This window comes from Cypionkella sp. (assembly GCF_030652235.1).
In the GTDB taxonomy this organism is placed as follows: Bacteria; Pseudomonadota; Alphaproteobacteria; order Rhodobacterales; family Rhodobacteraceae; genus Cypionkella.
Genome location: NZ_JAUSBA010000071.1, coordinates 29,512 through 56,036, shown reverse-complemented (window position 1 = coordinate 56,036; position 26,525 = coordinate 29,512). Strand labels below are relative to the sequence as shown.

Annotated in this window: 29 protein-coding genes; 18 read left to right on the top strand and 11 right to left on the bottom strand. The window is 60.5% G+C overall.

The annotated features are described in order from the left end of the window. Nucleotides 1-29: 29 nt before the first annotated feature. The 10 genes from Q7V03_RS22775 to Q7V03_RS22730 all read left to right on the top strand — a co-directional run bounded on the left by Q7V03_RS22775 (nt 30) and on the right by Q7V03_RS22730 (nt 7,100). Complete coding sequence (locus Q7V03_RS22775) at nt 30-605, top strand: L,D-transpeptidase (RefSeq protein WP_304927872.1); 576 nt, start codon at nt 30-32, stop codon at nt 603-605. A gap of 176 nt (nt 606-781) precedes the next feature. Further along, a complete protein-coding gene (locus Q7V03_RS22770) occupies nt 782-1,288 on the top strand; it encodes a L,D-transpeptidase (RefSeq protein WP_305346274.1) in 507 nt (168 codons plus the stop codon). 33 nt (nt 1,289-1,321) lie between these two features. Next, nucleotides 1,322-1,777, top strand: a complete 456-nt coding sequence (locus tag Q7V03_RS22765; protein WP_304927870.1) for a cytochrome c — start codon at nt 1,322-1,324, stop codon at nt 1,775-1,777. Continuing rightward, the gene (locus Q7V03_RS22760; RefSeq protein WP_304927869.1) at nt 1,777-2,106 is read left to right on the top strand and encodes a hypothetical protein; all 330 of its coding nucleotides are present in this window, start codon (nt 1,777-1,779) and stop codon (nt 2,104-2,106) included. The genes Q7V03_RS22765 and Q7V03_RS22760 overlap by 1 nt, the downstream gene beginning before the upstream one ends. 55 nt (nt 2,107-2,161) lie before the next feature. Then, complete coding sequence (locus Q7V03_RS22755; RefSeq protein ID WP_304927868.1) at nt 2,162-2,824, top strand: cytochrome c; 663 nt, start codon at nt 2,162-2,164, stop codon at nt 2,822-2,824. A gap of 1 nt (nt 2,825) precedes the next feature. After that, a complete protein-coding gene (locus Q7V03_RS22750; RefSeq protein WP_304927867.1) occupies nt 2,826-3,800 on the top strand; it encodes a cytochrome c in 975 nt (324 codons plus the stop codon). Continuing rightward, nucleotides 3,790-4,218, top strand: coding sequence for a hypothetical protein (locus Q7V03_RS22745; RefSeq protein WP_304927866.1), 429 nt, complete (start codon nt 3,790-3,792; stop codon nt 4,216-4,218). The genes Q7V03_RS22750 and Q7V03_RS22745 overlap by 11 nt, the downstream gene beginning before the upstream one ends. Nucleotides 4,219-4,227: 9 nt before the next feature. Next, on the top strand, nt 4,228-4,692 hold the full coding sequence (locus Q7V03_RS22740) for a hypothetical protein (RefSeq protein ID WP_304927865.1): 465 nt from the start codon (nt 4,228-4,230) through the stop codon (nt 4,690-4,692). After that, a complete protein-coding gene (gene mrdA, locus Q7V03_RS22735) occupies nt 4,692-6,632 on the top strand; it encodes a penicillin-binding protein 2 (RefSeq protein WP_304927864.1) in 1,941 nt (646 codons plus the stop codon). The genes Q7V03_RS22740 and mrdA overlap by 1 nt, the downstream gene beginning before the upstream one ends. A gap of 183 nt (nt 6,633-6,815) precedes the next feature. Next, on the top strand, nt 6,816-7,100 hold the full coding sequence (locus Q7V03_RS22730; protein ID WP_304927863.1) for an HdeA/HdeB family chaperone: 285 nt from the start codon (nt 6,816-6,818) through the stop codon (nt 7,098-7,100). A gap of 89 nt (nt 7,101-7,189) precedes the next feature. Here the strand turns inward: Q7V03_RS22730 and Q7V03_RS22725 are convergent, their stop codons facing one another. Next, the gene (locus Q7V03_RS22725) at nt 7,190-7,387 is read right to left on the bottom strand and encodes a heavy-metal-associated domain-containing protein (RefSeq protein ID WP_304927862.1); all 198 of its coding nucleotides are present in this window, start codon (nt 7,385-7,387) and stop codon (nt 7,190-7,192) included. A gap of 141 nt (nt 7,388-7,528) precedes the next feature. Between Q7V03_RS22725 and Q7V03_RS22720 the strand changes: the two genes are divergently transcribed. The 4 genes from Q7V03_RS22720 (at nt 7,529) to Q7V03_RS22705 (ending at nt 12,097) form a co-directional block, all read left to right on the top strand. Then, nucleotides 7,529-10,021: a heavy metal translocating P-type ATPase gene (locus Q7V03_RS22720; RefSeq protein ID WP_304927861.1), complete on the top strand. Its 2,493-nt coding sequence runs from the start codon at nt 7,529-7,531 to the stop codon at nt 10,019-10,021. An 11-nt stretch (nt 10,022-10,032) separates the two neighbouring features. Further along, nucleotides 10,033-10,416, top strand: a complete 384-nt coding sequence (gene cueR / locus Q7V03_RS22715; RefSeq protein ID WP_304927860.1) for a Cu(I)-responsive transcriptional regulator — start codon at nt 10,033-10,035, stop codon at nt 10,414-10,416. 161 nt (nt 10,417-10,577) lie between these two features. Beyond that, complete coding sequence (locus Q7V03_RS22710; RefSeq protein ID WP_304927859.1) at nt 10,578-11,228, top strand: DUF1007 family protein; 651 nt, start codon at nt 10,578-10,580, stop codon at nt 11,226-11,228. Further along, complete coding sequence (locus Q7V03_RS22705) at nt 11,210-12,097, top strand: nickel/cobalt transporter (protein WP_304927858.1); 888 nt, start codon at nt 11,210-11,212, stop codon at nt 12,095-12,097. The genes Q7V03_RS22710 and Q7V03_RS22705 overlap by 19 nt, the downstream gene beginning before the upstream one ends. Nucleotides 12,098-12,706: 609 nt before the next feature. Here the strand turns inward: Q7V03_RS22705 and Q7V03_RS22700 are convergent. From Q7V03_RS22700 to Q7V03_RS22690, 3 genes are all read right to left on the bottom strand, one after another. Further along, a complete protein-coding gene (locus Q7V03_RS22700) occupies nt 12,707-13,282 on the bottom strand; it encodes a hypothetical protein (protein ID WP_370651189.1) in 576 nt (191 codons plus the stop codon). A 209-nt stretch (nt 13,283-13,491) separates the two neighbouring features. Beyond that, nucleotides 13,492-13,920 carry a hypothetical protein gene (locus tag Q7V03_RS22695; RefSeq protein ID WP_304927857.1) on the bottom strand — a complete coding sequence of 143 codons (429 nt, stop codon included), beginning with the start codon at nt 13,918-13,920 and terminating at the stop codon, nt 13,492-13,494. 153 nt (nt 13,921-14,073) lie between these two features. Continuing rightward, on the bottom strand, nt 14,074-16,965 hold the full coding sequence (locus Q7V03_RS22690; RefSeq protein ID WP_304927856.1) for a Tn3 family transposase: 2,892 nt from the start codon (nt 16,963-16,965) through the stop codon (nt 14,074-14,076). 120 nt (nt 16,966-17,085) lie between these two features. Between Q7V03_RS22690 and Q7V03_RS22685 the strand changes: the two genes are divergently transcribed. Continuing rightward, complete coding sequence (locus tag Q7V03_RS22685) at nt 17,086-17,697, top strand: recombinase family protein (RefSeq protein WP_304927855.1); 612 nt, start codon at nt 17,086-17,088, stop codon at nt 17,695-17,697. 233 nt (nt 17,698-17,930) lie between these two features. Here Q7V03_RS22685 and Q7V03_RS22680 read toward each other — a convergent pair whose 3' ends face one another. The 4 genes from Q7V03_RS22680 to Q7V03_RS22665 all read right to left on the bottom strand — a co-directional run bounded on the left by Q7V03_RS22680 (nt 17,931) and on the right by Q7V03_RS22665 (nt 21,854). Next, nucleotides 17,931-18,992, bottom strand: coding sequence for an ABC transporter ATP-binding protein (locus Q7V03_RS22680; protein WP_304927854.1), 1,062 nt, complete (start codon nt 18,990-18,992; stop codon nt 17,931-17,933). Beyond that, the gene (locus Q7V03_RS22675) at nt 18,992-19,774 is read right to left on the bottom strand and encodes an ABC transporter permease (protein ID WP_304927853.1); all 783 of its coding nucleotides are present in this window, start codon (nt 19,772-19,774) and stop codon (nt 18,992-18,994) included. Before Q7V03_RS22675 ends, Q7V03_RS22680 begins: the two co-directional genes overlap by 1 nt. After that, nucleotides 19,771-20,649, bottom strand: a complete 879-nt coding sequence (locus tag Q7V03_RS22670; protein WP_304927852.1) for an ABC transporter permease subunit — start codon at nt 20,647-20,649, stop codon at nt 19,771-19,773. The genes Q7V03_RS22675 and Q7V03_RS22670 overlap by 4 nt, the downstream gene beginning before the upstream one ends. A gap of 101 nt (nt 20,650-20,750) precedes the next feature. After that, nucleotides 20,751-21,854, bottom strand: coding sequence for an ABC transporter substrate-binding protein (locus tag Q7V03_RS22665; protein ID WP_304927851.1), 1,104 nt, complete (start codon nt 21,852-21,854; stop codon nt 20,751-20,753). A gap of 798 nt (nt 21,855-22,652) precedes the next feature. Between Q7V03_RS22665 and Q7V03_RS22660 the strand changes: the two genes are divergently transcribed. The 3 genes from Q7V03_RS22660 to Q7V03_RS22650 all read left to right on the top strand — a co-directional run bounded on the left by Q7V03_RS22660 (nt 22,653) and on the right by Q7V03_RS22650 (nt 23,717). Further along, complete coding sequence (locus tag Q7V03_RS22660) at nt 22,653-22,871, top strand: hypothetical protein (RefSeq protein ID WP_304927850.1); 219 nt, start codon at nt 22,653-22,655, stop codon at nt 22,869-22,871. Nucleotides 22,872-23,118: 247 nt separating this feature from the next. Beyond that, a complete protein-coding gene (locus Q7V03_RS22655; RefSeq protein WP_304927849.1) occupies nt 23,119-23,379 on the top strand; it encodes a type II toxin-antitoxin system ParD family antitoxin in 261 nt (86 codons plus the stop codon). Next, on the top strand, nt 23,379-23,717 hold the full coding sequence (locus tag Q7V03_RS22650) for a type II toxin-antitoxin system RelE/ParE family toxin (protein WP_304927848.1): 339 nt from the start codon (nt 23,379-23,381) through the stop codon (nt 23,715-23,717). Before Q7V03_RS22655 ends, Q7V03_RS22650 begins: the two co-directional genes overlap by 1 nt. 648 nt (nt 23,718-24,365) lie before the next feature. Here Q7V03_RS22650 and Q7V03_RS22645 read toward each other — a convergent pair. The 3 genes from Q7V03_RS22645 to Q7V03_RS22635 form a co-directional block, all read right to left on the bottom strand. Further along, entirely contained in the window at nt 24,366-25,196 is an 831-nt protein-coding gene (locus tag Q7V03_RS22645; RefSeq protein ID WP_304927847.1) for a hypothetical protein, read from the bottom strand. A 219-nt stretch (nt 25,197-25,415) separates the two neighbouring features. Then, nucleotides 25,416-26,054 (bottom strand): hypothetical protein, encoded by a 639-nt coding sequence (locus Q7V03_RS22640; protein WP_304927846.1) that lies wholly within the window; start codon nt 26,052-26,054, stop codon nt 25,416-25,418. Between the two features lie 57 nt (nt 26,055-26,111). Further along, nucleotides 26,112-26,414 carry a hypothetical protein gene (locus Q7V03_RS22635; protein ID WP_304927845.1) on the bottom strand — a complete coding sequence of 101 codons (303 nt, stop codon included), beginning with the start codon at nt 26,412-26,414 and terminating at the stop codon, nt 26,112-26,114. Nucleotides 26,415-26,525: the final 111 nt, after the last annotated feature.

The window sequence follows — 26,525 nt, the reverse complement described above, 5'->3', positions numbered from 1 at the left end:
ACACCACCCGATGAAAAGGCGACCTATACTTGTACCGCAGAGAGTTCATCGCCGCCATTGCTGCAACCCTTGTTACGACGCGCCCTGCATCCGCGCATCAAGAGCAGCCGTTCATCCTACCTGAAGACTTCCTTCCCACACTTGTCGATGTGCCGCCGTCCCTCCCGGCTGGCGTCATACACGTTTTTCCGAATGAGTTTCGGCTGTTCCTGACGCTACCTGATGCACAGGCCCTGCGGTACACGGTTGGTGTGGGAAAGCCCGGGCTATATCATGCGGGCCAGTTCACGGCGGGGATGAAGCGCGAGTGGCCCAGCTGGAAACCAACACCCGCAATGATCAGGCGCAATCCGGATGCCTATGCGCGCTTTGCCGGTGGGATGCCGGGTGGTGAGGATAATCCCTTGGGGGCAAGGGCGCTTTATCTATTTGATGACAGCGGGCACGACACCTATCTGCGCATCCACGGCACCAACAAACCCCGAACCATCGGCAGCGCCGTGTCGAACGGGTGCGCGCGACTGACGAATGATCACATCACAGACCTTTATGACAGGGTGCCGGTTGGCACACCGGTGATCTTGTACGCACAAAGTGCGGTCTGACCTAAGCCGCTTCCGGGCGTCTGTTCACGCAAAGTTCAACCCAAACCCCTTGTGGTTCCAGCGCTGGAAGGTGCGATGAATCGCACAAACCAAAAATAGAGACGGGCACTCGGATGGCGCAGGCACATAGCAGACGGATTTTCCTTTTGGGATCGATGGCAGCAGGGGCTGTTATGATGGCCGGGCAAGCGGGCGCGCAAGCATTGGGCGGAAGCACCGTGCGCAATAACATTTCGGCCTTCAAACTGGTGAATTGGCGTGACCATTTTGACAGCTTGAAGGGTGGCGTGATCATTGCCGATACCAGCGCACGCGTTGTGCAGTTCTGGTCGGAAGATAAAAGCATCTACAAGATTTACCCGTCCAGCGTGCCCTTAAGCGATGATCTGACACGGCTTGGCTATACAGAAGTCATCCGCAAGGTCGAAGGGCCAAGTTGGACGCCGACACCTGCAATGCGGCTGCGCAACCCGGAATGGCCCGCGTTCGTGCCGCCCGGACCCGATAACCCTTTGGGCACCCACGCGCTTTATCTGTCATGGGAGTATTACCGCATCCATGGAACGCATGACACGCGCAAGATCGGACGGAAATCGTCGAACGGCTGTATCGGTCTTTACAATGAAAACATTGCTGAACTGTTTGGCTTTGCAAAAGTCGGCACGCAAGTTAAACTGATCTGAGACAAAATAGACCCGGAACGGGCGAGGGCAGGCATGAAGATCACAAAAACCTCAGGGCTGGTTCTGGCCGTAGCTCTTGTTGGGGCTACGGCCTGGCATTTTGCGCGCAACTTGCCCGACACTTCGCCCAATAAAGCAGTTGGGAGCGCGACGGCAACACCTGGCGCGGCTTTGGTCGAGGTAAAGCTGCCTGCATCGCTGTCGGCGCAAGCCGCTACCGGGAAGACATATTATGATGCGGTTTGCGCGTCGTGCCACGGGGCAAATGCTGCCGGGCAAGATGGGATTGCACCGCCACTGGTTCACAAGATCTACGAGCCCTCGCATCATGGCGATGCAGCTTTTCTTGTTGCGGTGCGCAACGGTGCGCGCCAGCACCATTGGTCGTTTGGCTCGATGTTGCCCCTGGAGCAAAAACTGACTGATGGTGAAATCGCGGCGATCACTATATACGTTCGAGAATTGCAGCGCGGAAACGGGATCATGTGATGCGCGGGGAAAGTCAGATCATGCGTTTTGCCCGACGGGTTGGCAGTTTTCTGTCAACTTTTCTGGTGATTTTGACGCTTGTTCTATCGCCCGTAGCGGTTGCTCAAGCAGTTGAAGCGCCTCACCAAACGATTGTGATTGCGATTGCGTCACAGTCCCATGTGCCGACAAACTGCCACTCTTACGCGTCATGCACCGTCTTTGTGGTGCCGTCAAATGTGTCGGTTATTACAGCGAAGACGTTGCATCGCCAGCGCTTCTTGCCGCCGCAAGCCGTCCTTCTGGCCGCCTTCAACCCCGTATTTGATACACCTCCTCCCCGCGTCTGAAGTTGTTCCAATTGGGCCTATGGCCTGACCAAGACAGCAATCAGACAGGTGAAGAATGTTTAAAAACAAAATACTGGGCGCAATAGCCCTATCGTCGCTTGGGGCGGCGGCACTAGCGCATAACGGGGCCACGGGCGTTGTGATGGAACGCATGATGGGCATGTCCGCAATGCGCGACGTCATGAAGGATCTGGCGCCAATGATGCAGGGGCAGGTCCCTTATGACGAATGGGCCGTGCGGGATGCAGCGACGGTTTTGCAAAGCCATGCGGGCGACAACATGGCGCGCTTGTTTCCCGAAGAGCCGATCCCGGCATCCTCTTTTGCCAAACCGGAAATCTGGAGCGACTGGGCACGCTTTGAGGCCTTGTCTGAGGAATTGCGGCTCTATGCCGAAGGATTGGATATAGCCGCCGTTAACGGGCTCGATGTGCCGGTGCCAATTGCGGCACCCGCTCCGCCCTCGGACGAAATGGCGGGCATGCCGGGCATGGATGCCGCCACAATGCCAATGGAAACGCCGCCCGAAACTTTCACTGTTGAAGAGTTGATGGGCCTTGTCGCGCGCGCCGATCAAAATGCGGCCACGATTGCAGCACCAACTGCGGATGGAAAAATCACCGGAATCGACTTTGAAGTAACGGCTGCGGACGATGTGTTCGAGCGGATCAGCCAGACCTGTGCGTCCTGCCATTCCCTTTACCGAAAGGGCAACTGACATGCGTGGGCTTATTCGCACGGCCGTTGCCTTTGGCGCGATGGGGTTTGTCGGCATTGCCATTGTAGCAAGTTGGCCCATCGCTGAACCGGTTCACCTAGGCATGTTGGCGGGCGATGCTTATCGGGGGGCTTACCTGGCGCGGTCAGGTGGTTGCATCGCTTGCCATACCGGTGCGGCGAAGGGCGGTGCTGCCCTTTCGGGTGGAGCGCCGCTTGATACGCCGTTTGGCAGTTTCGTACCGCCGAACATCACCCCTGATCCAGTCTATGGAATTGGCGACTGGACTTTGGACCAGTTCGCGGTCGCCTTGCGGCAGGGGGTCCGACCGGATGGCAAAGCCTACTATCCAGCCTTCCCGTACGAGTTCTATGCCGATCTGTCGGATCAGGATGTCGCCGATCTCTGGGCTGCCATCCAGACCGTGCCACCTGTACCGGTGGCGGCTGCCGAAAGTGACGTCAGCTTTCCGTTCAATATGCGATGGGGTCTGAAGCTGTGGCGCGCGGCCTACCTGTCGCCTGCGAAGATCTCACCGGTTATGGGGCAAAGCCCGGATTGGAACCGAGGGCAGCAACTGGTCACCGGACCCGCGCATTGTGCGGCCTGTCACACAGGACGAAACATGCTGGGCGGCCTGAAGGAAAGCGAGGCGCTGGCGGGCAACGACAATTTGCCCGGCGGCAGCAAAGCCCCTGCGATCCTTGCCGCCGATCTTGCGGCCAAAGGCTGGACGGTGGCCAACATGGCCTATTCCTTGCGCACTGGAGTGATGCCTGACGGCGATGTGTTCGGCGGCGGCATGGCAGAAGTCGTGCAGGCCGGAACCTCATTTCTGGATGAAGCCGACAGAGAAGCAATCGCCACCTACTTGCTCGATCAGCCCGGCACCCCGGCCCCTTCGGGTACGCCTATCGCGGATGCGGGCATGGCCGGAATGGTTCACACACCAGGGATGCAAATGAATGTTGATTAAAATCGCCAGCGCCCTTTTTGGGCTTCCGATGCTTGCACTTGCGGCCTTGTTCGCTTGGGGCGCGCTTCGCTCTGGGCCGCAGTCTGAGCCTGACCCCGGAGCAGAACGGCCTGCCGCGATCCTTTCAGAGCAGCTTCCGGAGGGCCTCATTGAAGCCCAAGTCTACATGACGGGTGATCTTAACTATCGGATTGAAGTCCAATTTTCGCCGGACGCAACGTCAAACATCCCATCCAGCATGCCACCTGACGTGGTTCTATCCATGACCACTATGCACATGGATGGGTTCGACCAGCCGCTCGAATTGGTCGGTCCCGGGGCGTGGCGAAGCCAAGGCAAGATACCCAAGGCAGGCATGTGGATCATGAACGTCGGCTACGGCGATGAATTCGCCGAAGTGCTTTTCGCGGCGGAATAGGGAATGGAAATGGGCCTTACCAATCAGCTTTCAACGCATTTTGCCCGTCACGATCCGCATAAGATCATACGCGGAATTCTGATCGCAACATTCAGTTTTGCCGCGATGGGCACAATCACGGCGGTCTGGGGCAATCCGTTCTTCACGAGAATGACACCGATTGAAGGATGGGAACTTCCCTCGCTTTTCATGTTCGCCAGTTTGGCCGGAGTATTTGCCGCAATCAGGCAGCCAAGCTGTTCGACCAATAAGGCCGGGCTCGGCAGCATCGCGTCGTTCTTGGGGATCGCCTGTCCTACCTGCAACAAGGTCTTGATGTTCATTTTTGGCGGTGAAGCCTTGATGCGCTGGTTCGACCCTATCCGCCCGACGGTCACCGCACTTGGGCTATTCTTATTGGCCCTCTCCATCCGTACCGAATGGCGCAAGCGCCGGATCTTACCTCTCGCAGTTCCACCGTTTGGAGATATCTGATGCGTCGTTCTGCTCAGGCCACGGAAGACAGCCAAAAGCGTATAACCCGACGCGTCCTTGTGATGGGCGGCGCGCAAACCGCGTTCGTTGGTGCATTAGGGCTGCGAATGCGCCAAATGCAGATCCGTGACGCCGAGCAGTACCGCCTGCTTGCCGAGGAAAACCGGATCAGCCTGCAACTGATCGCCCCGGCACGCGGGCGTGTCCTTGACCGTTTTGGCGACGTCCTCGCGGACAATCGGCCTACGTATCAGGTGACGATTGTGCGGGAGCGGGCAGGTGACCTCGCCGGGGTTCTCAGGCGATTGCAACTGATCATGCCGATCACCGATAGCGAAATCGCTGATATTCTGAAGGCCAGTGAGAAGACCAGCGCCTTTGTACCGCTGACCGTTGCTGAAGACATCACATGGGAAACCCTTTCGCGGGTTGCTGTGAACGCGCCCACGCTGCCCGGCGTCAACCTTGAAACTGTATTGCAACGGACCTATCCGTTCGGTCCTGATTTTGCGCACACCATCGGCTATGTCGGGCGTGTCAGCGCAAATGATCTTGAAGAGACCGATACGCAAGACCCACTGCTGTCTCTGCCAGGGTTCAAGATAGGTAAAATCAGTGTTGAAAAGGCGTTTGAAACCGAATTGCGTGGGGTTCAGGGCACCTTGGCAGTTGAGGTCAACGCCACAGGCCGCGTTATGCGCGATCTTGAACGAACGGCACCGACCGCGGGCGAAGACCTTCACTTGACGCTAGATCATCATCTGCAAAACTTCACCCTCGCGCGGTTGGGTGATCAGAGCGCCGCTGCGGTTGTCATAGACGTTCGCAATGGCGACATCTTGGCGTCGGTTTCTGCCCCGTCGTTTGACCCGAATCTGTTCGTGAATGGAATATCGTCCCGTGACTATGGCGCCCTGCGAGACTCCGAATATCGGCCCTTGGCCGACAAGACTGTGCAAGGAGCCTATCCGCCCGGCTCGACGGTTAAGATGTCGCTTGCGCTTGCCGCTCTCGAAGCAGGGGTGGTGAAGGACGATGATACAGTCAGTTGCCCCGGTTTTGTCGAGATCTCAGGACGCAAGTTTCACTGCTGGAAAAAGGGCGGCCACGGGCGCGTGAACCTGCAAGGTGCGCTGCGCGAATCCTGCGATGTATTCTTTTATGAGATGGCGCAGCGTGTTGGCATCGATGGGTTGAACGCGATGAATGCGCGGCTTGGCCTTGGCCAGCGGCCAGATTTGCCGTTTTCGGGCATGTCGGCCGGGGTGAATCCTTCCCGCGCTTGGAAACAAGAAAAGCAGGGAAGTGAGTGGTTGATCGGGGATACGATCAATACCTCAATCGGGCAGGGTTTCGTTCTGGCGACCCCGATGCAGCTTGCCGTTATGGCTGCGCGAATTGCTTCGGGCCGCTTAGTGATTCCGCGCATCGTAAAATCGCCGACAGCAGCCACTGACCCGTTGGCGGAATCGCTTGGCATTTCAACGGAGGCCCTGACCTTGGTCCACCAAGGCATGTTTGATGTGGTCAATTCGGATCGCGGCACGGCGAAAGCCTCGCGGATAGTGACCGAAGGGCAATTCATGGCGGGTAAGACCGGGTCAAGCCAAGTGTTCAGCATCACGGCCGCCGAACGCGCGGAGGGAGTTCGAACTCAGGCCGAACTGCCTTGGAAACGGCGCGACCACGCGCTTTTCACCGCCTTCGCCCCATTCGATAAACCAGAGATCGCAGTGAGTGTTCTTGTTGAACATGGGGGCGGCGGTTCGACAGCGGCAGCCCCGATCGCCCGTGATCTGGTGCTGTTCTATCTGAACAAAGGCCTGCCGCCCGCTGACTCTTATCCCGCTGACCAACGCGGCAGGATCGGCACGGAATTACAGAGATTGAGCGGCTTGATCCTGCCACCTGACAACAGCGGGCCAATCAGCCATGTGTAGCGGCTTTGGACAGAGTGCTGCATGGCGCTTGCGGCCTTTGCCGGGCACCGATCAGGCCAGCTTTGAAGAATTTTCCTGCAGTACACCCCGATGGCCTGACAGGCAGATTAGGCGGCAAGGACCAAAGCACCAGAAGACTCTGGCCCGCATCATTGGGGTGCGGAATAACGAAAGGACGACAAGATGAAGTCAACCAAAGCAGCCCTGGCAAGTGGTATGATCGCCATGATTTTGGCGACGCAGGCGATGGCACAAGACGCCACCGATGCGGCGAAAATGACCTGCAAGGACTATCTGGCGCTGGATGCCGACGCGATGATGACGGCTACCAAGGCATTCATGGCCGATCCGATGGCGGGATCCACGCTTGGCGATATCTCTGACGATGAAGCGATGATGAAGATCATGGTTGGCTGCGAAGGGATGCCGGAGATGACGCTCATGGATAGCATGCACATGAAAATGTGATCAGCGGGGGCATTGGCCTGCCTGCCCCATGCGAGGCAGGCAGGGTTCAAAGGCCGAAAGTATCGCAGCCAGCACCCGCTGGCTGCGCCTCAGGCGACCGCAGCCGCAAATCCGGCACCTTTCAGGGCGGCGATCAGGGCTGCTGTCGTGCTTGTGCTGGTCACGTCAACGTGGCGGGTTGCCAGATCAACGGCCACTTTCGCCGCAGGGTCGAGGCTGGCCACGGTTTTTTCCACGGTCGCCTTGCAGTGTCCGCAGCTCATGCTCGGGATTGAAAGTCTGGTCATTGGGGTTCTCCATTTTGTCTGACCGAGATGGGGGTTTCCAACACTGGAAGGTCAAGGGGGCAGAAAACTTTTCTTTGGGGCTTGACCTTCCAGTGTTGGGAACCCTCATATAAGACAGGTCCAAAGCAAATGAGGTCCGCCATGTCCGCCCAAACCATCACCCTGTCTGTCGAAGGAATGACCTGCGCGTCCTGTGTGGGCCGGGTGGAGCGCGCGTTGAAGGCGGCACCCGGCGTGACCGGTGCCGAGGTGAACCTTGCCACGGAAACCGCACGGATCACGACGGATGGCAACGCCGCTGCCGGTGATCTGGCACAGGTGCTGGACCGGGCGGGCTACCCTGCGCGGTTGGCCGAGGTGGAGTTGCAGGTGCAGGATATGACCTGCGCGTCCTGTGTGGGCCGGGTGGAACGCGCGCTGGCAGGCGTGCCGGGAGTGGCGCAGGCCAGTGTCAATCTGGCGACGGAAACCGCGCATCTGCGCTATTATCTTGGGCAGGTGACGCCAGCCGATTTGATCGCAGTGTCGGTGGCCGCAGGCTATCCCGCCACGATTGCGGCGCGCAGTGACGAGGATCAGGGAACCCGCAAAGACCGCGAGGCCGCCAAACTGGCGCGGATGACGTGGGTGGCGGCGGCGCTGACGCTGCCGGTGTTCGTGGCAGAAATGGGCGGCCATCTTTTCCCGGCGATACATATGTTGATCGCGAACACGATCGGCATGCAAACCAGTTGGGTGTTGCAATTCGTGCTGACGACCATCGTGCTGGTCTGGCCGGGGCAGGGGTTTTACCGTAAGGGCTATCCCGCCCTTCTGCGCGCAGCGCCTGACATGAACAGCCTTGTGGCCCTTGGCACCACGGCGGCTTACGGGTTTTCAGTGGTGGCCACCTTTGCGCCCGGCCTTTTGCCCCCCGGCACGGCGGCAGTCTATTACGAGGCGGCGGCGGTGATCGTGGTGCTGATCCTTTTGGGCCGCACGTTGGAGGCGCGGGCCAAGGGCCGCACCGGGGCGGCGATCCGGCGTCTGGTGGGGCTGGCGCCCAAGTCCGCACGGGTTGAACGCGACGGCGACGTGGTGGAACTGCCACTGGATCAGATCATCACAACCGATCTGGTGCATACCCGCCCCGGCGAGCGTATCGCGGTGGACGGTGTGGTGATCAGCGGCGCGTCTTATGTCGATGAAAGCATGATCACCGGTGAACCGGCCCCCGTCGCCAAGGCCGCAGGGGCGCTGGTCACTGGGGGCACGGTGAACGGGACCGGGGCGCTGGTGCTGCGCGCGACCCATGTGGGCGCCGATACCGTGTTGTCGCAGATCATCCGCATGGTGGAACAGGCGCAAAGCGCCAAGCTGCCGATCCAAGGCCTGGTGGACCGCATCACCCTGTGGTTCGTGCCCGCGGTGATGGCGCTGGCGGCGCTGACGGTGGCGGTGTGGCTGGCATTCGGGCCCAGCCCGACCTTGGCGCATGCGCTGGTGGCGGGGGTGGCGGTGCTGATCATCGCCTGCCCCTGTGCGATGGGGCTGGCCACGCCGACCTCGATCATGGTGGGCACCGGGCGCGCGGCGGAACTGGGGGTTCTGTTTCGCAAGGGCGACGCTTTGCAACGCCTGCAATCGGTCAAAGTGGTGGCGCTGGACAAGACCGGCACGCTGACGGCGGGCCGCCCGGAACTGACCGATCTTGTGGTGATGGACGGCTTTGCCGAGGCCGAGGTGCTGGCCCTGCTGGCCGCCGCCGAAGCGCAGTCCGAACACCCGGTTGCCAGCGCGATCCTGCGCGCGGCGACGCAGCGCAATCTGACAGTTCCGCAGGCCGCTGATTTCGACGCCATTCCCGGCTTTGGCGTGCGCGCCACAGTGGGCGGGCGCGCGTTGTTGGCGGGCGCGGACCGCTTGATGCGCCGCGAGGGCGTGGTTTTGCCGGACGCAGACCCGGCTGCGGCGATGGCACAACGGGGGCGCACGCCGCTGTATCTGGCGGTGGATGGTAGGTTGGCGGCAGTGGTTGGGGTGGCCGATCCAGTGAAACCCACGACTCCCGCAGCGATTGCCGCATTGCAGGCAAAGGGTTTGCGAGTAGTGATGATCACCGGCGACAATCAGGCTACCGCAGACAAAATCGCCGCTGAACTGGGCATCGGCCATGTCGTGGCAGAGGTGCTTCCCGCCGGCAAAGTCGATGCGATCAAGGCCCTGAGCGTTCATGGCCCGGTGGCCTTTGTCGGTGACGGCATCAACGATGCGCCCGCACTGGCCGCAGCCGACGTGGGCATTGCGATAGGCACTGGCACCGATGTGGCGATTGAAACAGCGGATGTCGTGCTGATGTCAGGCGATCTTGGGGCGGTGGTAAACGCCTTTGCCATCAGCAGCGCCACGATGCGCAACATCCGCCAGAACCTGTTTTGGGCTTTTGGCTATAACATCGTGCTGATCCCGGTCGCGGCAGGGGCGCTTTACCCGTTTGGCGGCCCGCTTTTGTCGCCCGCCCTTGCGGCAGGGGCGATGGCCGTCTCCAGCGTGTTCGTGCTGACCAACGCCCTGCGCTTGCGCCGGGTGCAGGCCGCGCCGCATCCGGTGGGGCCAGAGATGCAGCCTGAACCATTGCACCCAGTGATAGCCTGAAGGAGAATCCGATGAACATCTCAGACGTTGCTAACCGCTCGGGCGTGCCTGCCAAAACCATCCGGTACTACGAAGAAATCGGCCTGATCAAACCTCTGCGCGACGGCAACGGCTACCGCACCTTTCGCGACAGCGACATGCACAAACTGGCGTTTCTGGGCCGCGCTCGCGCCTTGGGCTTTACGATTGAGAACTGTCGTGCGTTGCTTGCGCTTTGGGAAGACAAATCCCGTGCCAGCGCAGATGTGCGCGCAATTGCAAAAGATCATCTTAAGCAGATCGAGGCCAAAATCACTGATCTCGAAGCGATGCGCGACACACTTTCCGACCTTGTGCGCTGCTGCGCGGGCGATCAGCGGCCCGATTGCCCGATTTTAAGCTCCCTTGGCGGTTGATCAAGGCGTGTCTGGACGAGCCAAGTTTTCGGCGCAATGCGCGAAGTGTCGCCTGTGCGTCAGCGGCTTTTATCAACGGCAATCGTGAGGCTTGAAACAATCCGCTTGGACTTGAAACGTTGCAAACATTATAGACGCGCATCTTGGGAGTTGAGCCGCATATGAACCGACTTTCGATGATCCCCGTGCTGTCAACGCTGCTTGGCACGCCCGCCGAGGCGCATCCGCATATTTTTGTGGACGCTCAACTGGAAGTCGCATTCAACGCGGCAGGCGAAGCGGAAGGTGTTCGTATCACTTGGACCTATGATGATCTGACGTCGCTGCAATTTGTCGCAGACAGGGGCATGGACTCGGATTTTGATGGGCAGCTTACGACCACCGAAGTGGCGGCACTGTCCGGGTTTGATATGCATTGGGATGAAGGCTATCCCGGTGACACCTTCGCCCTGAATGGTACGGCGCCTTTGCAGTTGTCTGGCCCGTCTGATTGGACCGCAACCTATGCAAACGACAAGATCACGACATCGCATTTCCGGCAACTTGTTCCGCCCCTTGCTCTTGGTGCTGATCCCTTGGTCATTCGGGTCTATGATCCCAGCTTGTACACCGGTTACTACATTATCGGAGAACCCAAGGTTACCGGAAGATCAGACTGCAAGGCCACCATCCAAAGGCCCGACATGAAGGCCGCGAATGAACAGCTTGATGCCGCGATTGCAGCCTTACCCGTTGATGTAGAAAGTGATTTCCCTGCCATGGGATCCATCTTTGCCGAGGAGGTTCGTGTGACATGCGCCGCGCACTCATAGGTCTTGGTGCCGTTTTGGCGGTATCCCTGCTGATTTTATGGCTCACCGGTGGTTTTGCCGCCTTGCAGGCCTGGATCTTGGCCGGTCAGCGTGAAATCCAATCCTCGCTTGCCGCTGCGGTGCGCGCCATCAAAAGGCAGCAACCGGGGGCGCTGGCGGCACTTCTGACCGTCTGTTTCAGCTATGGCTTTCTGCATGCGGCGGGGCCGGGTCACGGCAAGGTTGTCATCGGCGGTTTTGGGCTGGGGCGGCGTGTGCCGCTGTTGACACTGTCAGCGATTTCGCTGGCGGCCAGTCTGGCGCAGGCCGCTGTTGCAGTTGGTTTTGTATATGCGGGTGTGGCTTTGCTGGGCTGGACGCGCGAGCAGGCCCACGGTGTTGCCGATGACATCATGGCCCCCGTGGGCACCCTTGCGATTGTCGGTGTCGGCCTTTGGCTGATGTGGCGGGGGCTGCGCGGATTGCAGCGCCAAACCCGGCAGGATGATCATTCCGGCCATGTTCACGACGAACATTGTGGGCATGCCCACGGCCCCACTGTCGAGGACGTGGATAGTCTGACCAGCTGGCGCGACGGCATGGTGTTGATCACGGGAATTGCCATGCGGCCGTGCTCTGGGGCATTGTTCTTGCTGATTTTGACCTGGCAACTTGGCATTGGCATGGCTGGCGTGGCAGGTGTTTTTGCGATGGGAATTGGTACAGCCATCGTCACCGTGACCGTCGCGGTTATGGCGGTCGTGATGCGCGAAGGCGCTTTGGCCAGCCTGCCGGGGAAAGGCATAATCCGCATTTTGCCGTGGTTTGAAGTCTTGGCAGGCGGGCTGGTTGCGGTGATTGCTTTGTCACTATTGGCTCAGGTACTTTGAAACTTGCGCTAACCCGCAAAGTTTGCGCCCCACCGACTTGGTTGACCTCCCGGCACGGACGGGAAAGCGGTCTGGACACTCGTTCGTGCTATAGGTGTTGCCCGATCTCATTTCCAACTGTTTTCACGTTTTGCGGTCATAATTGACACGGTTAAGGGTCGCAAGTGGAGTGAACCCCTCGGGCTGGACCACAGGGTGCCATCCGAACTAAGCCGCCTGTTAGGCAATTCGGGTTTCGTATTCTTTAGGTGACCAGTAGCCGAGGGCTCAGCGGAAGCTCTTCGCGTTGTAGGATTGACAGTCGATCATACTCTCAGAATTGCAACCTTCGCCACCATCCGACGTCACCGCGAAATCTCGCCTGCGAGTACCGCCGTTCCGTGTACTGCGAGGATTGCTGAAAATTTAGGGCACCCGAACTTTCGGACGATTTCGACGACACGCGCGTCGTAGGCCGTCTGGCCGATCAGCCTGCACAGATCCGATGCGTGGAACTGCCGGTTGGTGCTGGGTGCTGGCCGGATCTGGTCATGAAGCTCCCTTGCTTGCGGGTCGGCAGCTGGCACCTGAGCTGGTTGGGCCTTGGCCTCTGGAGCCGCAGTTGACGAACTAGTCCGCCACCGGCGCATGAATCCCAGCAGGCACGGCCGCGTTTCCACGCGCCTTGTTGAAGGCCACGAAGCGGTCCCAGATCGCTTGGGTATCGACATTCCAGCAGGCGAGTGAAGATTTCGCGGCCTTAATCAATGCTGCCCAAGGAGTTTGGTAGACGATGGTTCCGGCAGCAATTTCAATACGCCCCGCGAAGATAGTTTTGTTCTTTAGTTCTCTAGATAGTGATGTGTCGCCTGTGGCTGACACGACATCTGGCAAGGCTGCATCATCTTCTGCCCCAACAAAGCGAAACAGCCAAGGCGCGAATTTGCCGTTCGGCTGCCAGCGAACAAGTTCAAGGGTAGACTCACTCAATTCGGAGAGAAGGGCAGTCAAGTGATGGCGCGACACGCCCATCTTCTCGGCCAAATGCGCGAGTGCGAACGCGAACGCGGCCGTGCCACGCTCCAGCCCGTTATAGCCGTCCCTCCAGGCGATGCCGTCCAGGATGATCGTCGCAAGCTTATGGCTTGCAGCAGATAGATCTGCCTTAGTGATGCGGCGCAAAATGGCACCGGTGGTCAGTATCATGTGCGTGTCCTCCTGATTGTAGGACGCCAGACGATAGGGACACAAAAAATCGTTCGGACAAAATGCTTTGCCGGTTGAACAGGTGCTTCACTCGCGGTAGGTTTCTCTTGCAACGGAGAAATCAGCGCGGCGTTGGACCTACGGTCTGGCGTCGTTTTTGTTTTTAGGGGTTGGTTTCCGGTGTGGTTCAGGGCCGATAAGCGATGGGACTAGTAGTGCACCTCTTCATGGCCATAGCTGCCCTCATAATCCCGCCATTCGACAAAGACCGAGCGGTGCCAGTAGCTGCCGCAACCGGCTGGGATGCCAAAATCTGAGGCCTCCGGCACAGCGGAAATGCTGCTGCGCATGCGGCTGTAGTCACCCTGTTCGCCGTAACTGCCCATGTAGACCGTCCCCCAGCTGTTGCAGTCGCCATCAGAGCTGCGGTTCTGACGATAGGTGATCTCGAACACGCGGATCGAGCGGACAAAGTCGAAAGCCGAATCAGAAATGTCGACATCGGGCTGAGCGTCGACAAGGATCGGATGGGCCGAGACTTCCGGGATCGACAAGGTTAGTGGAGGCACATCAGCCCGGAATGCGATGTCGTAGAGCCGATCCAACGGCCGTTGTTCGCCGCGGAAACTCGCCCGCATCGGGCAGTTCCAGATCTGCAGCGGCGGCTCGATCGGCCACGGCGTGATGCGACGGATGAAGACCGCCCTTGCATGGGCGCATTCAGCGGACGCAGGCCAACCCCCTGCGAGACACAAGAGGGGGTCTGATGCCGGGGAGTGCAGAATCCTACGCTAAGCCCTTTTGGACCACCTGTATTCGCCGGTTAGGAGGATGTGGGCCCAGCCGAGTGGCGAGATATGGGCCAGCAGGTCTGGGGAGCAATCCAGAGCGACTCGGCGGCGATCCGAGACTGCGTGACCGAGGTGTTTGGTGTTCCAGTAGATGATGGTGGCGGCCAAGAGGTTCAGCCCGGCCATGCGGAAGTGCTGGCCTTCGGTTGTCCGGTCGCGGATTTCGCCTTGGCGGCCGATGCGCAGGGCATTCTTGAGGGCGTGATGGGCCTCACCCTTGTTGAGACCGATCTGGGCGCGGCGCTGCATATCGGCATCGAGCAGCCAATCGATGATGAAGAGCGTCCGCTCGACCCGCCCGATTTCCCGGAGTGCCACTGCCAACTCGTGCTGCCGAGGATACGACGCGAATTTGCGCAACAATTGGCTTGGGGGCATGACGCCCGTGACCATGGTCGCCGCGCTGCGCAGGATATCCGGCCAGTTCGCCGTGATGACGGATTCCCTGATCTTGCCGCCGATCAGCCCCTTCAGCTCTTTGGGGCAGGAGGCCGGATCGAAGAGATGCAGGCGCTTTGACGGCAAGTCCCGGATCCGAGGGATGAACTGGAAACCCAGAAGCGCGGTGACGGCGAAGACATGGTCGGTGAAGCCGCCGGTATCAGCATACTGCTCCCGGATCTTCTGCCCGGCCCCGGTCATCAGCAGACCGTCCAGAATGTAGGGTGCCTCGTTCACCGTGGCCGGGATGGTCTGGGTGGCGAATGGGCCAAACTGGTCAGAGACATGGGTGTAGGCTTTCAGCCCGGGCTCGTGGCCGTATTTGGCGTTGATGAGGTTCATCGCTTCGCCTTGGCGTGTGGTGGGGAAGAACTGCCCGTCGCTCGAGGCCGTCTGTCCGGCACCCCAGAACCTGGCCATCGGCAAGGAAGATTGCGCCTCGATGACCATGGCCAGGGCGCGGGCCATCGCCTCGCTTTCGACATGCCACCGCGACAGCCGCGAGAGTTGGAAGTAATCATGGGTGTTCGTGGCCCCGGCCATTTTGCTAAGGCCGAGGTTTAGCCCCTCGGCGAGCAGCACGTTCAGAAGGCCGATCCTGTCGGTGCAGGGCACACCCGTGCGCAGATGCGTAAATGCCTCGGTGAAGCCTATTTCGTCATCCACTTCGAGCAGGAGATCGGTGATCCGGATGCCGGGCAGACGGCCATATAGATCGAGCACCATGGCTTCGGCGTCCTCCGGGATGGCGGCGGTCAGCCGGTCGATTTTTAGGACACCGTTCTCGATGGACCCACCAGGTATGGCCCCAGCCTTCGCGGCACGCGCCAACCGGCGAAGGGCATCTGACATGCGCGCCTTGCGATCCGCAAGCCAGGCTTCGGGCTCGAATGGCATGGCCAATCTGGGCGTGGTGCGGGCGACCTCGGCTGGAACCAGCGCCTCTTTCAGGTCACCAAATCGCCGGGAATGGGCAAGCCAGACATCGCCAGAGCGGAAAGCCTCGCGCAGATGGAACAGAACCGCCACCTCCCATAGCCGGGGCGCGTCGTCATTGTTGACATTCAGGTGCCGCTGCCATTTCGAGCCCCGGCGCAGGAACGTCAGCGGCCGGACGGCGATTGTCTCTGTCCCCTCGATGATCCCGGCAGCGGCCAGCAAAGGCTCCGCCACGGACGCGGCTTTGATATCAAGCATCCGCAGCATGCGCAGGGCATAGCGACGGAAGCGATGATACCCATGAACGACATGCGCCAGCGGATCGGCGGCCAACGTGTCGGTGAGTTGGGCGGCGGTGGCGACAAGCCCCTTGAGCGATGACCAGCCGCCCGCGTTCTGGATAGCCTCGTCGAGAGATACCTGATCTTCATGCGCTTCCAACAGGGCCGACCCGAGGTTCGAAAAGGCCTGCAATGTGTCCTTCAGCGCGGCTTTGGCGTCGTCCGCGCGGGCGTCACAGCGGGATTTGGCCTCGCGCCAGGTCTTTCCGACGATCCGGTCATGGGTCTCAACCACCGCATCGGCAATGGCACTGCGCCATTCGAGGGCGCAGACCGCGAGGATGGCAAGGCGGCGGTCACCAGAGATATCCCGCAGATCCCCGGCGAAGTATCGCTCGCCCTGACGACGAAGGCGGGTAACGCGGTGAGGTGGCACATCTGCCAGAATGCTCTGGTCCAGCGCCAAACCCCGCAGAAATTCCAGCCGGTCGAGCAGGCGGTTCATGTCGGCCGAGTTCTGGCCCACCTCGAATTGGCGTAGCCAGACAAAGCGGGTGACGGAGCCATCCGCATCTTCGGTCAGCAGGGCATCGAGCCGATTGCGCGAGGCATCGTCCAGACGATCGGCAATCCGGGCCTCGACCCGCCGTTCTGCGGCAACAAGTGCATCCGCACAAAGTCGCTCGATGACCGTAACCCCGGGCAGGATAGTCTGAGCCGCCCGGCACTGCTCGACAAAGCGCCGTGCCAAATCCTCGTTTGCCCGGGCGGTTTCAGCTGCACCGTCCAGCCAGACCTTGAGATCGCGCGACCCTCGGCCTGTGAACATCTTGTAGCCGTAGAGTTCTCGCAAGGCTGCCAAGTGCTCATGCCGGGTTTCTTCGCGGGTTGCGTATCCGGCCAGATCATCAGGCCTCAGCCCGAGTTGCGCGGCCAGAAAGCGGGTGACTGCCAGGGGGATGACCTCTTCCGGCGCCAGCAGCCGTCCAGGATATCGCAAAGCGCAAAGCTGCAGAGCGAAGCCAAAACGATTGTGGGGACGGCGGCGGGCGCGGATGATTTCCAGATCATCGTCCGCAAGGGTGTAATGGCGCAACATCGACGCTTCGTCCGTCGGCAGATCAAACAGCGTCGCCCGTTGGCGGTCCGTCAGGATGGTGCGATGCGCCATGTATCTTTTGCTTTCAAGATAGGGTTCAGGTACCTTTGATTGTGATATGGGATAGGGAGCAATGGGCATGCTTGAAAGTGGCTTTCACACGGCACCGTCACAAACGATCGTTTGTGAAACATGCTGATCGGCTACGCCCGCATCTCCAAGGCTGATGGGTCTCAGTCGCTGGACCTCCAGCGCGACGCGCTTGCGGTCGCTGGCGTTCAACCCGACCGCATCTATGAGGATCAGGCCTCCGGCGCTCGCGATGACCGCCCCGGCCTGGATGCCTGCCTGCGCGCTCTGCGGGAAGGGGACGTTCTCATAGTCTGGAAACTCGACCGGCTGGGCCGTACTCTCACCCACTTGGTCAACACTGCGCGCGATCTGTCTGATCGTGGCATCGGTCTGCGCGTTCTGACCGGTCAGGGTGCCGAGATCGATACGACGACATCGGCGGGCCGCATGATCTTCGGCATCTTCGCCACGCTGGCAGAGTTCGAGCGCGATCTGATCCGGGAGCGGACCATGGCTGGCCTGGACGCCGCCCGGGCACGCGGGCGAAAAGGGGGGCGGAAGTTCGCGCTGACCAAGGCCCAGGTCCGCTTGGCGCAGGCCGCCATGGCGAACAGGGACACATCGGTGGCTGCCCTCGCGGCCGAACTCGGCGTCAAGCCTGTCACGCTCTATCGTTACGTCGATGCAAACGGAAACCTGCGAGAACATGGGAAACGCGTTCTCGCATCTTAGCGTAGGATTCTGCACTCTCCGGCATCAGACCCCATCTTTGCGCATAGGCATCGCCTCGCCCCCCCGGCTTCGTCCTTCCGAGGTTTGCCAACGTGGACCGCCACTACCAGGCGACACATGTCGCGCTGCGGTCCACGTCGAAAAACCTTCAGGGGAGCGGTCGTTGGTCGCAGCGGTGCGAACGGTTGCGAATGTCCAGTCCGCCTCAGGAAGCAGTCATCGCAAAGTGGCTACTATTCTGGAAGCAGGATCACATCGCTTGCGGCAAAGCTGATCTCTGCGGCGCTGCCGACAGGCGGAGGCGGTTGATCTGGACGGTTGAAGGTATCGAGCGCGACCACCGTACCGGCAACGCGTGCTCTGACGCGGATCACTGAGCCGAGGAAATGAACCTCGTCGATGGTTGCGGGCATCACGACCTCTCGGCCCTCGGCACGGCCGAGCCGGATCGCTTCGGGCCGAAGCGCCAGCGTAACGGTGTCGCCATCGCGCGCCGTGATCGGACCCTTTGGCAGGAGTACCCTTTGCCCCGCGACCGTCAGCAGCCCATCCTGCTGTGACTCCACCGTCGCCGTGAACATGTTGAGCGTGCCAACAAAACCCGCGACGAACCGGGTGCGCGGGTTGTTGTAGATCTCGAACGGCGCACCCGCCTGCTCGGCGATACCGCCGTTCATCACCACGATACGGTCGGAAATCGACATTGCCTCTTCCTGATCATGCGTCACGAAGATCGTGGTGATCCCCAACTCGCGCTGGATCACGCGGATCTCGTTGCGTAAGGAGACGCGCACCTTGGCGTCAAGTGCCGACAGAGGTTCATCTAGCAAAAGCACCCGCGGTCGTGGTGCCAAGGCGCGCGCAAGCGCCACGCGCTGTTGTTGGCCACCCGAGAGCTGAAAAGGGAACCGCGTGGCAAGATCGGGCAGCCCAATCAGCCGCAGCATTTCCGCCACACGGGCTTCGCGTTCGGCGCGGGAGATGCCCTTCACCTTCAGCCCGAACGCCACATTGTCCGCGACCGTCATGTTGGGAAACAGGGCATAGGCCTGAAACATCATGCCGATGGCGCGCTGGTTTGTGCGTTGGTCGGTGACATCCTGCCCGTCGATCCGTATGCTGCCCGAAGTTGGCGTCTCGAAGCCGGCCACCATCCGAAGGACAGTCGTCTTTCCGCAGCCCGACGGACCAAGCAGCGAGACGAACTCGCCTTTGTCGATGCCCAGGTTGAAATCCTTGACCACGCGGTTTGCACCGAAGGTCTTTTCAAGGTTGGTCAGGTCTAGAAAGGCCATTAGGCTTTCGCCCTTTCATGTTTCGAGAAGCGGGTGACAAGCTGGATAAGACCCATGCAGACCCAGGTGATCGTAAAGGCGATCACGGCAAGGGCAGGGGGCTCATAGGCGCGATTGGCACCCAGAAGCTGCATGAAGGGGCCGAAGGCCGGGCGGTTCAGAAGGGCGGCCATGGTGAACTCGCCAATCACGATGGCCAGCGTCAGGAAGGCGCCAGACAGCACGGCGACCAGCACATTGGGCAGGATGATCCGCGCCAGAATGGTGAACCAGCCCGCGCCCAGCGATTGCGCGGCCTCGGTCAGGGTGGCGACGTCAATCGTCCGCAAGCCTGTGTCTACGGCGCGATACATGTAGGGTAGCGCCAAGGTGGCATAGCCCATGGTTAACAGGATGTCTGTGCCAAAGGCCGAGCCGGTCAACGGCAGGAAGGAGGAGGTGTTGTAAAGCCGGATATAGCCGAAGACGATGACAATCGCCGGAATGACCAGCGGCAGCAGGGTGATGAACTCCACCACCGGGCGGGCTTGTGGCAATTTCAGCCGCACCCAATAGGCCGTGGGCACGACAAGAAGCACACCAAACACGATGGTCGCGGCGGCCAATGTCAACGAGTAGCCGAAGGTGGCCCAGAAGGTCGGGTCTTCGAACACCTTCACATAGGCGTCGAACGAATAGACCCCGCGCCGCATCTTCAGGCTGAACTCCGTCATGCCGGCCAGCGGCAGCAGGAAGTAGAGGCAGCCCAGCAGGACCGCCGCCCAAGCGACGATGCGGGTCATTTCAGCCACCTCTCCGAGCGGGTTCGCAGTACGATATAGGTGACATTGGCCAGCCCGGTGATCACGATCATCCCAAAGGCCAGCGCATAGCCCAGGTTCGGGTTGCCGAGAACGTCGCCCCGGATCTGCGCGAACAGCTTGATCGGCACAATGTTCAGTTGCGGCCCGGTCAGAGCAAACGCCGTGGCCACCGCCCCGAAGGAATTGGCAAAGAGCAGCGCAAAGGTGCCCAGAAGCGAGGGGAACAGGATCGGCAGCGCCACCATACGCCAATATTGCGCGCCCGTGGCCCCCAGGACCGCCGCCGCTTCGCGCCATTCGCGCTTCAAGCCGTCAAGCGCGGGGATGATGATCAGGATCATCAGCGGAATCTGGAAGAACAGGTAGGTTACCACCAGCCCCCAGAACGACAGCAGGTTGAATCCCATGGCGCGCAGGTTGATGCCGAACTCGGTCTTCAGCCACAGCGTCACCAGCCCGGCCGGGCCAAGCGTGGCGATGAAGGCAAAGGCCAAGGGCACCCCGGCAAAGTTTGACGCCACGCCGGAGAAGGTCAGAAGCGGGCTGCGGATGCGTTTCGGCAGCCCGCCGAACACCACGGCCGCCGCCATCGCAAAGCCCATCGCACAGCCCAGAAGCGCCGTGATCATAGACAGCTTGATTGATGTCCAATAGGCGCGGCGGATAGAGTCGGTGTTCAGGTCGATCAGATTCTGCAGCGTGAAGCTGCCCTCGGGCGTCTGGAAGGCGCCGATCACGATCTTCATCGTCGGCAGGATCAGAAACAGCAGCGCGAACAGGACGAAAGGCAGAATGCCCAGCCATTCGATGGGCAAGCGCATCTTCGGCCGGTGGCGCGGGGGGGTATCGGTCATCGGTGTCCCTCGTCTGTCGGGCATCCCGGGGCGTCTGGCGGCCCTGGTGAGGCGTGCCCGGCCCCGGGCGGACCGGGACAGGGCGCTGGGTTTCGGTCAGATCACTCGACGTTGGCGCCGACGGTCGCGTCCCAGCCACCGGTGACGGCGGCCTTGTTGGCGTCCACCTCTTCCAGCGTCGGGAAATAGGCGGCTTCATAGGCGGCAGCCGGGGGCAGCGCGTCCAGCAGGTCTTGCGGGATCTTGCTGGCAGCGGCCATCGCGTTAAAGCGTGCCGGGTGGCAATAGCCCTTCAGCCAGCCGAGTTGGCCTTCGTCGCTGTAAAGGTATTCCATCCACAGCTTGGCGGCATTCGGCTGCGGCGCATAGGCCGAGATCGCTTGCACATAGACACCGGCCAGAACGCCGGACTTCGGAACGACAACCTCAACCGGCGGGTTGCCGGCCAGCGTGTCACGCGCCGCAAGCGCATTGTAGTCCCACATGATGACGATGGGCGTGGTGCCCTGCGCGAGCGTGCCCGCCTTGCCGATGACCGGAACGAAGTTGCCCGCATCGTTCAGCGCCTTGAAGAACTCAAGACCAGCCTTGCCTGCAGCTTCGCCAGGGGCGGCGCCCGTCGACATGCCCGCAGCCAGAACCGCCAGGATCGCTTGGTTCGAAGCGCGCGGATCGCCCGCCAGCGAGACCTGACCGGCATATTCCGGCTTGAGCAGATCGGCCCAGTCCTGCGGCACGTTCTCGACCAGATCCTTATTCACAAGGAAGGACATCACGCCGTAGTAGTCCGCGTACCAATGGCCATCGACATCCTTGATGCCGTCGGGAATCTCGGCCCAGGCAGCCACCTTATGTGCCTGTGTCAGGCCATCGGCCTTGGCCGAGGGGCCATAGGCCAGACCGACGTCGATCACATCGGGTGCCTGCGGGCCCTTGTTGTCTTTGTTGGCCTTGATCGCCTCGACCTCGTCGGCCGAACCCGCATCGGGGTTCAGTTCGTTCACCTTGATCTCGGGGTATTTGGCCTTGAAGCCATCGATAACGCCGCCATAGCCGCACCAATCATGCGGCAAGGCGACGGTGGTCAGCATGCCTTCAGCCTTGGCCGCAGCCTCGATGTCGGCAAACGACTGGGCGAAAACGACCGTGGCCGACAGCGATGCCACAAGGCTTGCCGTCATTCCAAGCGCAGTTCTGATCATCATGTGGGTATCCTCCTATGTTGTCCCGTGCCCCCCGTAAACCGTGCGCGCGACAAGGATTTGACGTGATACGCGGGGGCTTGCCGGTAGCTTGTGAGACCTTGTTACGGGGGTGCCGCCTTGATTTCCAGTCCTACGTTCGGCGGCATCAGGGATTTTTCGAAGGCCGGTGTAGGTTCTGGACGATTTCCGCTACGAGCCGACTGCGCCGACACCACCACCGACATTCATCGCGAAAGGTGCAATCGATACGACGAGCCTCGAAAAGATGTTGAGCAGTCCGACGCAGGACTTCTTCTTTTATCTTTCATTGCAGATGTCTTGCTTCGGGCTTCAGCAGCATATCTGGCAAATAGAAGTGTCATCAGACGCCCGGCCTTCGGCCAGCAACAGAACCGGGAACAGAGATGCTGCATCGCGGAAATTTGACACCCCGCTTTGTTTCTGCATTTGAGAGTCACCTGCCTGGCGCAATCCGTGCTGCGGCATGAAGCTGGGGTCGAACGCCCGCACAGGGCTGTGTTTCGACGGGCCGCTGCCAAGTGATCATCGAAGCGGCCGCCTTTGGGGCGGGGACAGGGGCATCGGCCGCGCCGTCTTTTTGTCAAAAGGTTGGCAGGATTAACGGAGTGCCGTCAGCCCGGATAGACCAGCGTCTTGGCCCAGTCGCCGCCCTTGTTCGACCTCGTCTCTCGCTTTGCCATCACGATGGCTGACCTGAACCCGGTGAAGTGGCGGGCGCCGCGAGGCAGCAGGGCAGGGGGTTGAGCATACTGGCATGATGGGGTTGAGGTGGTTTCCATGATCGACGGCGTGCCCGACAGCACCCTCAATCTGTCCATGCGCGCGATTGCGAGGTTTTCTGATGCTGCCGGGCGGTTCCGCGCCGCATGGCCGAAGAAGGGGATGACGAAGGAGGATCGGCGGCTTCTGGAGATTGCTGCAGCCGGGTTGCCAGCGGCCGAACTTGCGGAGTTCGCGGCGCTGATTGCGCTTCGGCAGGAGGGAAATTCAGGGTAGCTGATGCGGCGTTCCATTTTCGAATTGGGCGGGGGCTGTCTGTCGACAACAGTGCGGCAGAGTCCAGCCGGAGAATGGCTAAAGTGAGCGCCCGCTTGGGCAAGCACCCAGCGTTGTCATCACCTGCCAACTGAATCCGACATCCCCATGGCCGATGTTCACCGCCATGGGCAAGGCGGCGCAATAATTTGCCTATCGACGGCTCCATTGCATTGGCATATATTGCCAGTGCAATGGAGATCACCAGATGGCCACACGCAACGTCGTTCTTACAGAACCCCAATCCAAGATGATCGATGATCTGGTCGCTTCAGGGCGCTATCAAAACGCCTCTGAGGCATTGCGGGCGGGTCTGCGTTTGCTCGAACGTGAGGAGGTGGAGTTCCGCGAGCTGAGGGCTCGGCTCACACGCGGCGTGCTTGAATCCCGGGACGGTGCCTTTGCGCGCGGATCGGGCGAGGATGCCGTCCGGCGCGCTTTTGCATCAGCGCAAAGATCCGCATCCTGATGCCAAAACCTTGGGTTCTGACGCGACAGGCGGAAGCGGCGCTCAAGGATATTGCAATCTGGACGGTTGAGACCTTTGGCAAAAGGCAAGCTGACGCCTATGCCGAGGACTTGATCGAGAAGTGCCAGGAACTCGCCGATGGCGCTGCGCCATCCCGAGACTGTCGGCGTCTGGTTGATTCTGCGCTGCCCGAAGATCTCCGCTATGCCCGCTCGGGCCAGCATTACGTCGTCTTCGTGGCCGCGCCTGCCCGCATGATCGTTGTAGATTTCCTGCATGTCAGGACAGATATTCTAGCACGGTTGGCGGCGTTGGGCGAAGGTGACATGGAGACATAATAATCTCGCGCGTTTCTGATCTTCGGGGGAAAGCGCAAGGGAGATCGGACATTGCCACATGTGAGCCTTCTCCAATCCCCTGATCGACATTGACTACGGCGTCATCGTGAAGGTCGAGGTGACCTTGGCCTGCCGTAATTTCGTGCTGATGTGCGATCTGGCGACTGAGTTGTGAAAAAACCCGCCCCTGTTAGGGGGCGGGCGGGTAAAGTAACCGAGTAAGCGCCCCGATGGGAGATCAGGGGCGCAAGGTCACGATACGCTGAAAAAATTCGCCCCCACAACGGGAAGGTGTAAGTCGGGGCAGCGCGGCTCGTACGAAGGCTTTTCCTTCAGGGGCGGCGGTGTGGAAGGCGGGATGCATGGTTGCAAGAAGGCAATCTTCGGCTGGGCCAAAATCGCCCGCTTGTCGCTGCCTTGATCGCGTACGTACCGCTTCATTCTGACGATAGACGCCAGCAACATGGCTCGACTGCCCCGGTCGTTGGACGCTTGGGGCCGAGAACCGGCATCGGATGCGCGCTCCACGTGTCAGATCGGGCTCGATGACCCCGGCTGCTGGTCCGTTCAACCGGAAACCATCCCGGCTCGGCAACGATTTCCGCGCCCTGTCAGAGATCGCTGCCATATTTTCGGGAAAATTGGGCCTCATCGACTGATCTCCCCGTTTTTGACAGCTTCGCCATGCACCGACAAGGCCGCTGCAAAACGGTTCAACCCCAACCTTATCTGCATCGCGCTGACCCTATCGTCATAGGCTCTCCGGCCGATGCGCCGCTGCAGATCCCGCTCGTGGAATCGCCAGTTTTGCACGGGTGCCAGCCGAGTCAGAGCAGCAGCTTCCTGCTCCTTGGCCCCAAGGGTACGCACCGGTTCGGGCCGTGCGGCGGGAGGAGCCGCGCTCCGCCATTTCCGCATGAAGCCCAAGAGATATCCGGCGGGCACGTGATCCTTGCCCTTTGCCCGGTTGAAGGCACGGAAGGCCTGCCAGATCGCTTGGGTGTCGACATTCCAGCAGGGCAGGGCGCCCTTCGCTGCCTTGATCACCTCGGCCCAGGGCGTGTGGTGGACATCTGAAGCACCCCCGATTTCGATCTTGCCTGCGAATATCATTTTGTTCTTAGAATCCCTAAATAGTGATGTGTCATCTGTGGCTGACATGCCATCTGGCTCCGGCGCGGGGCTATCCACAGGGCCGAAGCGAAAGAGCCACGGCGCGAACTTGCCGTTGGGCTTCCAGCGCAAAAGGCCAAGCGCAGAGGCGGCCAGTTCTGCAAGCAGAAGGCTGAGGTGCTGGCGCGATACGCCCGTCTTCTGAGCCAGATGGCCAAGCGTGAAGGCGGCGGTTCCGCGTTCGAGGCCATTGTAGCCGTCTTTCCAGGCGATGCCGTCCAGGATGATGGTGGCGAGCTTGTGGGCCGAGACCGACAGTGGTGTCCCGGTGATGCGGCGCAAGATGGCGCCAGTGGTCAGTTCCATGAGCAGTCGTCCTTTTTCAGGACGCCGGACCATTGGGCAACAAAAAATTGCTCCGGACAAGCATGTTGCCGGTTGAACGGATCTGATGCGCGCGCTAGATTTCCTGTGCGACGAGGAAATCAGTGCGGCGTCGGATCTATGGTCTGGCGTCGTTTCTCGTTTTGGGGTTGCGGTTCTTCCGGGTTCATTGAGAGTAATGTCTGTGAAGCGGATGCGAGCTCAGTACCTAACCTCTTCAAATCCATAGCTGCCCTGAAAGTCCTGCCAGTCCACGAAGACGCTGCGGAACGCGTAATCGGTGCAGCCGGGTGTTGGGCTGAAGCTGGAGGCCGCAGGTAGCCTGTCTGTGCTGCTGCGATGCCAGGCATAATCGGCTTGCACGCCATAGGTGCCCAGGCGGACAGATGACCAGACTTTGCAATCACCCTCGCGGTTACGACGCCGACGGTACTCGGTCTGATAGACCCGGATTGAGCGCACGAAATCATAGGCCGGGTCTGAGATGTCGATGTCCGCCTGATCCGCAATGAGCGTCGGCACCGGGAACGAAGCCTGCGGGAGAGCCGTCTCAGGCCTCAATTCCGGGCGGAAGGCGATGTCGAAAAGGCGCGCGACTGGCATCTCGTGGTGCAGACCGGCATGCATCGGGCAGTTCCATATCTGCAGCGGCGGCTCGACGGGCCAGGGCGTGATGCGGGCGATGAAAACGTTGCGAGCCTGGGTGCATTCGGCCGAGGCGGGCCAGCCACCCGCAAGACAGAGCAGGATCGCACAATCGACGGGATAGGCCTGAGCGGGAGCGGTGAGTGAGACCAGAGCCGAAGAGGCGAGACCGGCGGCGAGGAGGCGAAGCGTCATCAGAAGGTTTCCTTGCATTGGGGAGGGGGCGTTCGGAGCGGAATGGCGGGCACGAGATCAGTCATCCGGGGCGGGACCGAGCGCTTGAAAGTCAGCGATGGCGCGGCGGACCTCGTCGGTCACTTCGGCACGGGCGGATTCCAGACAATGCAGGTAGGTCTGCGCTGCATCAAAATAGGCGATATAGCCTTCCCGGATTTCCGCCGCGTAGGTCGCGCGGGTCGCCGCGTCATTGACCGGGGCGGGCGGTAGGGGCGGCAGGCAATCGAGCGCCGTCTCGGCCCTGGCCGCGGCTCCCGGACTGAGCAGAGCGCCGCAGAGCAGTCCCGCCACGGGTAACTTCAGCATAGGATCAGGCATGGTGAGTCCTTTTTTATACATGGTGTATGAATTACGTAACACCACTATTGACGCAACAAGATTCTATCGCTAGTTGTGCCCTCATGTTGTGCGGTGACAGGTTTCTCAAAC

What these genes read in the sequence shown, in the direction of transcription:
- Q7V03_RS22770 (WP_305346274.1), top strand. Translation starts at nt 782, where the DNA reads ATGGCCGGGCAAGCGGGCGCGCAAGCATTGGGCGGAAGCACCGTGCGC.
- Q7V03_RS22765 (WP_304927870.1), top strand. Translation starts at nt 1,322, where the DNA reads ATGAAGATCACAAAAACCTCAGGGCTGGTTCTGGCCGTAGCTCTTGTT.
- Q7V03_RS22760 (WP_304927869.1), top strand. Translation starts at nt 1,777, where the DNA reads ATGCGCGGGGAAAGTCAGATCATGCGTTTTGCCCGACGGGTTGGCAGT.
- Q7V03_RS22755 (WP_304927868.1), top strand. Translation starts at nt 2,162, where the DNA reads ATGTTTAAAAACAAAATACTGGGCGCAATAGCCCTATCGTCGCTTGGG.
- Q7V03_RS22750 (WP_304927867.1), top strand. Translation starts at nt 2,826, where the DNA reads ATGCGTGGGCTTATTCGCACGGCCGTTGCCTTTGGCGCGATGGGGTTT.
- Q7V03_RS22745 (WP_304927866.1), top strand. Translation starts at nt 3,790, where the DNA reads ATGTTGATTAAAATCGCCAGCGCCCTTTTTGGGCTTCCGATGCTTGCA.
- Q7V03_RS22740 (WP_304927865.1), top strand. Translation starts at nt 4,228, where the DNA reads ATGGGCCTTACCAATCAGCTTTCAACGCATTTTGCCCGTCACGATCCG.
- mrdA (WP_304927864.1), top strand. Translation starts at nt 4,692, where the DNA reads ATGCGTCGTTCTGCTCAGGCCACGGAAGACAGCCAAAAGCGTATAACC.
- Q7V03_RS22730 (WP_304927863.1), top strand. Translation starts at nt 6,816, where the DNA reads ATGAAGTCAACCAAAGCAGCCCTGGCAAGTGGTATGATCGCCATGATT.
- Q7V03_RS22725 (WP_304927862.1), bottom strand. Translation starts at nt 7,387, where the DNA reads ATGACCAGACTTTCAATCCCGAGCATGAGCTGCGGACACTGCAAGGCG.
- Q7V03_RS22720 (WP_304927861.1), top strand. Translation starts at nt 7,529, where the DNA reads ATGTCCGCCCAAACCATCACCCTGTCTGTCGAAGGAATGACCTGCGCG.
- cueR (WP_304927860.1), top strand. Translation starts at nt 10,033, where the DNA reads ATGAACATCTCAGACGTTGCTAACCGCTCGGGCGTGCCTGCCAAAACC.
- Q7V03_RS22710 (WP_304927859.1), top strand. Translation starts at nt 10,578, where the DNA reads ATGAACCGACTTTCGATGATCCCCGTGCTGTCAACGCTGCTTGGCACG.
- Q7V03_RS22705 (WP_304927858.1), top strand. Translation starts at nt 11,210, where the DNA reads ATGCGCCGCGCACTCATAGGTCTTGGTGCCGTTTTGGCGGTATCCCTG.
- Q7V03_RS22700 (WP_370651189.1), bottom strand. Translation starts at nt 13,282, where the DNA reads ATGATACTGACCACCGGTGCCATTTTGCGCCGCATCACTAAGGCAGAT.
- Q7V03_RS22695 (WP_304927857.1), bottom strand. Translation starts at nt 13,920, where the DNA reads ATGCGGGCGAGTTTCCGCGGCGAACAACGGCCGTTGGATCGGCTCTAC.
- Q7V03_RS22690 (WP_304927856.1), bottom strand. Translation starts at nt 16,965, where the DNA reads ATGGCGCATCGCACCATCCTGACGGACCGCCAACGGGCGACGCTGTTT.
- Q7V03_RS22685 (WP_304927855.1), top strand. Translation starts at nt 17,086, where the DNA reads ATGCTGATCGGCTACGCCCGCATCTCCAAGGCTGATGGGTCTCAGTCG.
- Q7V03_RS22680 (WP_304927854.1), bottom strand. Translation starts at nt 18,992, where the DNA reads ATGGCCTTTCTAGACCTGACCAACCTTGAAAAGACCTTCGGTGCAAAC.
- Q7V03_RS22675 (WP_304927853.1), bottom strand. Translation starts at nt 19,774, where the DNA reads ATGACCCGCATCGTCGCTTGGGCGGCGGTCCTGCTGGGCTGCCTCTAC.
- Q7V03_RS22670 (WP_304927852.1), bottom strand. Translation starts at nt 20,649, where the DNA reads ATGACCGATACCCCCCCGCGCCACCGGCCGAAGATGCGCTTGCCCATC.
- Q7V03_RS22665 (WP_304927851.1), bottom strand. Translation starts at nt 21,854, where the DNA reads ATGATGATCAGAACTGCGCTTGGAATGACGGCAAGCCTTGTGGCATCG.
- Q7V03_RS22660 (WP_304927850.1), top strand. Translation starts at nt 22,653, where the DNA reads ATGATCGACGGCGTGCCCGACAGCACCCTCAATCTGTCCATGCGCGCG.
- Q7V03_RS22655 (WP_304927849.1), top strand. Translation starts at nt 23,119, where the DNA reads ATGGCCACACGCAACGTCGTTCTTACAGAACCCCAATCCAAGATGATC.
- Q7V03_RS22650 (WP_304927848.1), top strand. Translation starts at nt 23,379, where the DNA reads ATGCCAAAACCTTGGGTTCTGACGCGACAGGCGGAAGCGGCGCTCAAG.
- Q7V03_RS22645 (WP_304927847.1), bottom strand. Translation starts at nt 25,196, where the DNA reads ATGGAACTGACCACTGGCGCCATCTTGCGCCGCATCACCGGGACACCA.
- Q7V03_RS22640 (WP_304927846.1), bottom strand. Translation starts at nt 26,054, where the DNA reads ATGACGCTTCGCCTCCTCGCCGCCGGTCTCGCCTCTTCGGCTCTGGTC.
- Q7V03_RS22635 (WP_304927845.1), bottom strand. Translation starts at nt 26,414, where the DNA reads ATGCCTGATCCTATGCTGAAGTTACCCGTGGCGGGACTGCTCTGCGGC.